This window comes from Shinella granuli, assembly GCF_004341885.1.
GTDB lineage: Bacteria > Pseudomonadota > Alphaproteobacteria > Rhizobiales > Rhizobiaceae > Shinella > Shinella granuli.
Genome location: NZ_SLVX01000005.1, coordinates 336,261 through 342,691 on the forward strand (window position 1 = coordinate 336,261; position 6,431 = coordinate 342,691).

Annotated in this window: 7 protein-coding genes; all 7 read left to right on the forward strand. The window is 65.9% G+C overall.

Annotated features, from left to right (window positions below; genetic code table 11):
• Positions 1-3 precede the first annotated feature (3 nt).
• The 7 genes from EV665_RS11545 (at position 4) to EV665_RS11575 (ending at position 6,201) form a co-directional block, all read left to right on the forward strand.
• A complete protein-coding gene (locus EV665_RS11545; RefSeq protein WP_133034213.1) occupies positions 4-789 on the forward strand; it encodes an ABC transporter permease in 786 nt (261 codons plus the stop codon).
• A 3-nt stretch (positions 790-792) separates the two neighbouring features.
• Positions 793-1,899, forward strand: coding sequence for an ABC transporter ATP-binding protein (locus tag EV665_RS11550; RefSeq protein ID WP_133034214.1), 1,107 nt, complete (start codon positions 793-795; stop codon positions 1,897-1,899).
• A gap of 18 nt (positions 1,900-1,917) precedes the next feature.
• Positions 1,918-3,303 carry an NAD(P)/FAD-dependent oxidoreductase gene (locus EV665_RS11555; RefSeq protein ID WP_133034215.1) on the forward strand — a complete coding sequence of 462 codons (1,386 nt, stop codon included), beginning with the start codon at positions 1,918-1,920 and terminating at the stop codon, positions 3,301-3,303.
• 19 nt (positions 3,304-3,322) lie between these two features.
• Complete coding sequence (locus EV665_RS11560) at positions 3,323-3,682, forward strand: cupin domain-containing protein (protein ID WP_133034216.1); 360 nt, start codon at positions 3,323-3,325, stop codon at positions 3,680-3,682.
• 95 nt (positions 3,683-3,777) lie between these two features.
• Complete coding sequence (locus EV665_RS11565) at positions 3,778-4,374, forward strand: DJ-1/PfpI family protein (protein WP_064332799.1); 597 nt, start codon at positions 3,778-3,780, stop codon at positions 4,372-4,374.
• Positions 4,375-4,397: 23 nt separating this feature from the next.
• Positions 4,398-4,748, forward strand: coding sequence for a ribbon-helix-helix domain-containing protein (locus tag EV665_RS11570; protein ID WP_064332798.1), 351 nt, complete (start codon positions 4,398-4,400; stop codon positions 4,746-4,748).
• A gap of 430 nt (positions 4,749-5,178) precedes the next feature.
• Positions 5,179-6,201 carry an LLM class flavin-dependent oxidoreductase gene (locus EV665_RS11575; protein WP_133034217.1) on the forward strand — a complete coding sequence of 341 codons (1,023 nt, stop codon included), beginning with the start codon at positions 5,179-5,181 and terminating at the stop codon, positions 6,199-6,201.
• Positions 6,202-6,431: the final 230 nt, after the last annotated feature.

The window sequence follows — 6,431 nt, forward strand, 5'->3', positions numbered from 1 at the left end:
CCGATGCCCTCCTTCCCCCGCGTCCTCCTCGGCCTGTTCTGCCTGCTCGTCGCGGTGCTGCTCCTGGCGCCGACGCTGGTCGTCATCCCGATGTCGTTCAACGGCAACAAGTCGCTCGCCTTCCCGCCGGTGGGCTTCTCCTGGCAATGGTACGACAACTTCTTCCGCAATCCCGACTGGACGACGAGCTTTTCCAATTCGCTGGTCATCGCGCTCATCGTCGCGGTCGTCGCGACGGTGGTCGGCACGCTCGCCGCCTTCGGCGTCTCCCGCGCAGCGGCGCGTACCGGCGGCCTGCTGCGCGCCCTCCTCATCACGCCGATGGTCGTGCCCGGCGTGGTGCTGGCGATCGGCATCTACGCGGTCTATCTCGACACGCATCTGGTGGGCACGGTCACCGGCTTCGTGCTGGCGCACACCATGCTCGCCATCCCCTTCGTGCTGATCGCCGTGCAGGCGAGCCTGGAGGTCTTCGACCGACGGCTGGAGACCGCCGCCGCCAGCCTCGGCGCGGGCCGGCTGACCGTCTTCCGCACCGTGACGCTGCCGCTCATCCTGCCCGGCATCCTCTCCGGCGCGCTCTTCGCCTTCATCACCTCGTTCGACGAGATCATCGTGGCGCTGTTCATCACCAGCCCCTATCTCAAGACGCTGCCGGTGCAGATCTACACCTCGATCACCCGCGACGCCGACCCGACCGTCGCCGCCGTCGGCACGCTGCTCTTCCTCGCGACCTCGCTCATCATCATCGCCGGCCTGCTTCTCGGCATGCGCCGCGCAAGGACCTGACCCATGACCGCATCCGCTGGCGCCGCCATCGAAATCCGCAAGGCATCGAAACGCTACGGCGCGTTCACCGCCCTCAACGACATCGACCTTCATATCCGCCCCGGCGAGTTCATGACGCTGCTCGGCCCCTCCGGCTCCGGCAAGACGACGACGCTGAACCTCATCGCCGGCTTTACCGACATCAGCTCCGGCACGCTCGAAATCGGCGGCAGGAGCGTCACGGGCCTGCCCTCGCACAAGCGCAACATCGGCGTCGTCTTCCAGCACTACGCCCTCTTCCCGCACATGACGGTCGGAAAGAACGTCGCCTATCCCCTGACGCTGCGCGGCATCAAGGGCGACGATCGTGAGAAGCGGGTAAAACGCGCCCTCGACATGGTGAAGATGGCGGATTTCGCCCATCGCTACCCGAACGAACTCTCCGGCGGCCAGCAGCAGCGCGTGGCGCTCGCCCGCGCCCTCGTCTTCGATCCGCCGCTGCTCCTGATGGACGAACCGCTCGGCGCACTCGACAAGAAGCTGCGCGAATGGCTGCAGCTCGAAATCAAGCGCATCCACCGCGAACTCGGCACCACCTTCGTCTACGTCACCCACGACCAGGAGGAAGCGCTCGTCCTCTCCGACCGCATCGCCGTCTTCAACGGCGGGCGCATCGAGCAGATCGGCACGGGCCGCGAACTCTACGATCATCCCGCGACCCTCTTCGTCGGCCGCTTCATCGGCGATTCCACCGTCCTGCGCGGCAAGTCCGAAGCCGCCGGCGACGGCACGGTGATGACCATCGGCGGCCAGAGGATCTTCGCCCAGGGCCGCCTTCCCGGCGAGGCCCGCCCGGTCATCCTGCTCCGGCCCGAGCGCGTGGGGCTGAAGCGCCCCGGCGCGGACGCCTTGACGGGCGAAAACCGCCTTTCCGGCACGGTCACCGAGGCGATCTATCTCGGCTCCGGCTCGAAATACGAGGTGCGGCTGGCAGACGGAACGATCGCCGTGGTGCGCAGCCCCCTCGGCGCGACCGATTTTGCGATCGGCGATACCGCCGACATCGCCTTCCTGCCCACCGATCTCACCCTTCTTCCCGATGATGCCAGCGCCGACGTGACGCTGACCTGAACCCCGAAAGCCTTTCCCATGGACGTCAAGACCAACGGTGACATTTCCTTCTGGTATGCCGATATCGGCGGCATACCGCAAAAGCGCCCTCCCCTGCCCGGCGACCGCGAGGCCGATGTCTGCATCATCGGCGCGGGCTATACCGGCCTGTGGACGGCCTACTACCTGAAGAAGGCGGACCCTTCGCTCGACATCGTCGTGCTCGAACGGGAGTTTGCCGGCTTCGGCGCCTCCGGGCGCAACGGTGGCTGGCTTTCCGGCGGCTTCAGTTGGTCGCGGGAAAAATACGAGAAGACCTCCAGCCGCGGCGCGGTCGTCGATCTGCAGAATGCCATGGCGGGCACGGTCGACGAGGTCGAGCGCGTCACCCGGGCCGAAGGCATCGACGCGGACCTCATCCGCGTCGACAAGCTCGTCGTCGCCACCAATGCGGCCCAGCTCGAAAGGGTGCGCGAGGAATACCGGTTCGGCCTCGACTGGCAGATTCCGCCGGAGCGTCTGCAACTGCTCTCGGCGGAGGATGCCGCAAAGCGCATCCGCATCGCCGATCTCAAGGGCGCCGTGCTCTACCGCAACATGGCGCGCGTCCAGCCGGCCAAGCTGGTGCGCGGCCTCGCCAGGGTGGTCGAAGGCCTCGGCGTGTCGATCTACGAGGGCACGACCGTCATCCGCTTCGAACAGGGCCGCGTTACAACCGACCGCGGCATGGTGCGTGCGCCAAAAATCATCCGCGCCACGGAGGGGTTTTCCGCCGGCCTGCCCGGCTTCGAGCGGACCTGGCTGGCGCTGAACAGCGCGCAGATCGTCACCGAACCCGTGCCGGACGCGGTGTGGAAGGAGATCGGCTGGGAAGGCCACGAACTGCTCGGCGATGCGGCGCATGCCTATTGCTACGCCCAGCGCACCCGCGAGGGCCGCATCACCATGGGCGGACGCGGCGTGCCCTATCGCTACGGCTCGGCAACGGACGTCAACGGACGGACGCAGCAGGCGACGATCGACGCGCTCCATGGCATCCTGACCCGCCTCCTGCCGCAGACGAAAGCGCTGAAGATCGACCATGCCTGGTGCGGCGTGCTCGGCGTGCCGCGCGACTGGTGCACGACGGCGGGCTTCGACCGAACGACGGGCATCGGCTGGGCCGGCGGCTATGTCGGCCTCGGCGTCTCCAGCTCGAACCTTGCCGGCCGCACGCTCTGCGACCTGGTGCTGGATCGCAAGACGGAGCTGACCGGCCTGCCCTGGGTCAACCGCACGGTGCGCAAATGGGAGCCGGAGCCCTTCCGCTGGCTCGGCGTGCATTCGATGTACCAGCTCTACCGCATGGCGGACGACCGGGAGTTTTCCGGCCTGTCGCACACCTCCAAACTCGCGGCGCTCGCCGACAGCATCACCGGCCACTGAGCCAGATACGGGACAGACCATGATCAGCTTCGAAAATTTCGGCGACCTCCTCCAGCGCGATATCGGCGCCTTCGCGCCGAAGCCGACCTCCATCGAGGGCGATCAGCAGGAGGCCACCCTGCCCCTCTGGACGAGCCCGGACGGCAAGATGGAAACCGGCATATGGGAATGCACGCCCGGCCGCTTCACCGCCGACCGCAGCGAGATCGCGGAGATCTGCCATATCCTTTCCGGCCGCGTGACGCTGCACAACGGCGACGGCACGAGCCGTCGGATCGGCCCGGGCGAGATGTTCGTCCTGCCGCTCGGCTGGCGCGGCGAATGGACGATCCACGAGCAGACCCGCAAGATCTATACGATGGTGGCAAGGGACGTCTGAAGGCGCCTGACCTGAATTTTCCCTGTAGTATCCCCTTAGTACCCGCTCGCATGCCGTCCTTGCTAAACTCCTCCCATTGGTTTTGGGAGGAACAGATGCCAGCTTCGAAAATCCTGATGATCACCGGCGACTTCACCGAGGACTATGAAACCATGGTCCCGTTCCAGACGCTGCTTGCCTGCGGCTATACCGTGCATGCCGCCTGCCCCGGCAAGAATGCCGGCCAGACCGTCGCGACCGCCATCCATGATTTCGAGGGCGACCAGACCTATTCCGAAAAGCGCGGCCACAATTTCACGCTCAACGCCACCTTCTCCAGCATCCGCGCGGAGGACTACGACGCGCTTGTCATCCCCGGCGGCCGGGCGCCCGAATATCTGCGCCTCAACCCGGATGTCCTCAAGGCCGTGCGGCACTTCTTCGAGGCCGGCAAGCCGGTGGCGGCCATCTGCCACGGCGCGCAGCTTCTCGCGGCGGCCGGCGTCCTCAAGGGCCGCACCTGCTCGGCCTATCCCGCCTGCCGCCCCGAAGTGGAGCTTGCCGGCGGCATCTATGCGGATATCGCCATCGATGATGCGGTCTCGGACGGCAATCTGGTCACCGCGCCCGCATGGCCGGCGCACCCCTCCTGGCTGCGCCAGTTCATGGCTGTGCTGGACGCCGCATCTCTGCTACAAACGGATGCCGCCTGAGGAGACGGACAAGGGAGGCCGGGATGTGCGAACTGTTCATCAAGGCGGATGCGCGGCTCTGGGAGAGCACCACGCGTTCGCTGCGGATCGACGGCATGGTCACGAGCGTGCGGCTGGAGAATTTCTTCTGGTCGAAGCTCGAGGAGATCGCGCGCCGCGATCGCATGAATGTCACCCAGTTGATCACCAAGCTGCACCATGAATCGATCGACGCAGGCCACGACCTCGGCAACTTCACGTCCTTCCTGCGGGTTTGCTGCGCGCGCTATCTCGATCTCCAGCTGACCGGCGACATTCCGGCGGACGTCAACCAACCGATCGCCGGGCTGAACGCACCGGCGATCCTCGTGCGCGAGCGGGAAAAGTATCACTGAGCCGCCCGGTCGCATCCGCCTGCCGCAGATGTGCATCAAATCGCCCGGGCCGCCATGCGTAGCGCCACGCAGCCGCATGGAGATTGACCGCGGCCTATGCCTCCGAGTTCTATGACAAAGGGCAACCAAAAGGGGCGTCCCCACTGTCGCCGGCTGCAGGGATGTGCAGTTCTTCCCCAATAGAACGACAAAACCGCACAGGACGCAGAGAGTTTCTTTCGACCCTTTGGATGAGGCCATTTTTCCTTACATCCGGGACCATTGACGCATGTGACGTGGCTGAGCATGCTGTAGCCTTTCGCCAGCGTGCAAACATGCCAAACGGTGAACGCTGCGTTCTCGTTCCGCACCTTTCCAAGCCCTGTCCGATACCCCATCTTCGCTGGCGACACCCATCCCAACGGACGCTCCGGCGTCGAGGCAAAGATCCATGAAGAAAATCGGTTTCCTTTCCTTCGGGCATTGGACCCCCTCCCCGCAATCCGAGACCCGCTCGGCCGGCGATACGCTGCTCCAGTCGATCGACCTTGCCGTCGCGGCCGAAGAGCTCGGCGCCGACGGCGCCTATTTCCGGGTGCATCATTTCGCCCGGCAGCTCGCCTCCCCCTTCCCGCTCCTCGCCGCCGCCGGCGCGAGGACGAAGTCGATCGAGATCGGCACGGCCGTCATCGACATGCGCTACGAGAACCCGCTCTATATGGCCGAGGATGCCGGCGCCGCCGATCTCATCTCCGGCGGGCGCCTGCAGCTCGGCATCAGCCGTGGCTCGCCCGAGCAGGTCATCGACGGCTGGCGCTATTTCGGCTACCAGCCGCAGGAAGGCCAGAGCGACCCCGATATGGGCCGCCGGCATGCCGAGGTGTTCCTGGACGTGCTGAAGGGTGAAGGCTTCGCGCAGCCCAACCCGCGCCCGATGTTCCCCAACCCGCCCGGCCTGCTGCGCCTCGAACCCCATTCGGAGGGCCTGCGCGAGCGCATCTGGTGGGGCGCGAGCTCCAACGCCACGGCCGTCTGGGCCGCGAAGCTCGGCATGAACCTGCAGAGCTCGACGCTGAAGGACGACGAGACGGGCGAGCCTTTCCACATCCAGCAGGCCGCGCAGATCCGCGCCTATCGCGAGGCCTGGAAGGAGGCCGGCCACAGCCGCACGCCGCGTGTTTCGGTCAGCCGCAGCATCTTCGCGCTCGTCGACGACCGCGACCGGGCCTATTTCGGCCGCGGCGGCAAGGAAGCGGATTCGATCGGCTTCATCGACGACAAGACGCGGGCGATCTTCGGCCGTTCCTATGCCGACGAGCCGGACAAGCTCATCGAGCAGCTTGCCGCCGACGAGGCGATCCGGGAGGCCGATACGCTGCTCCTGACCGTGCCGAACCAGTTGGGCGTCGAATACAACGCCCATGTCATCGAGGCGATCCTGAAGCACGTCGCACCGGCCCTGGGCTGGCGCTAGGCGCGTTTTCTACTGCTAACACCACCCGATCCCGCAAAAAAACGAGAAAAGCGCGCCAGGGACGCCCTGGCGCGCTTTTTGTCTATATTCCTCAGGCAGGATCAAAAGGACGTGCTTGCCTTCAGCATGAACGTGTGTCAACGGCGGAGTAAAAACCGGCCACGGGGCGGAGCAAAAGTCGGCCACTGCGGCGCCGGCCTGAGACCGCCGGGAGGGCTTAAGCCCGAGCG

Bases quoted from the DNA above. Each gene is read 5' to 3' on its own strand.
- EV665_RS11560 (WP_133034216.1), top strand. From the start codon at position 3,323: ATGATCAGCTTCGAAAATTTCGGCGACCTCCTCCAGCGCGATATCGGC.
- EV665_RS11550 (WP_133034214.1), top strand. From the start codon at position 793: ATGACCGCATCCGCTGGCGCCGCCATCGAAATCCGCAAGGCATCGAAA.
- EV665_RS11570 (WP_064332798.1), top strand. From the start codon at position 4,398: ATGTGCGAACTGTTCATCAAGGCGGATGCGCGGCTCTGGGAGAGCACC.
- EV665_RS11575 (WP_133034217.1), top strand. From the start codon at position 5,179: ATGAAGAAAATCGGTTTCCTTTCCTTCGGGCATTGGACCCCCTCCCCG.
- EV665_RS11555 (WP_133034215.1), top strand. From the start codon at position 1,918: ATGGACGTCAAGACCAACGGTGACATTTCCTTCTGGTATGCCGATATC.
- EV665_RS11545 (WP_133034213.1), top strand. From the start codon at position 4: ATGCCCTCCTTCCCCCGCGTCCTCCTCGGCCTGTTCTGCCTGCTCGTC.
- EV665_RS11565 (WP_064332799.1), top strand. From the start codon at position 3,778: ATGCCAGCTTCGAAAATCCTGATGATCACCGGCGACTTCACCGAGGAC.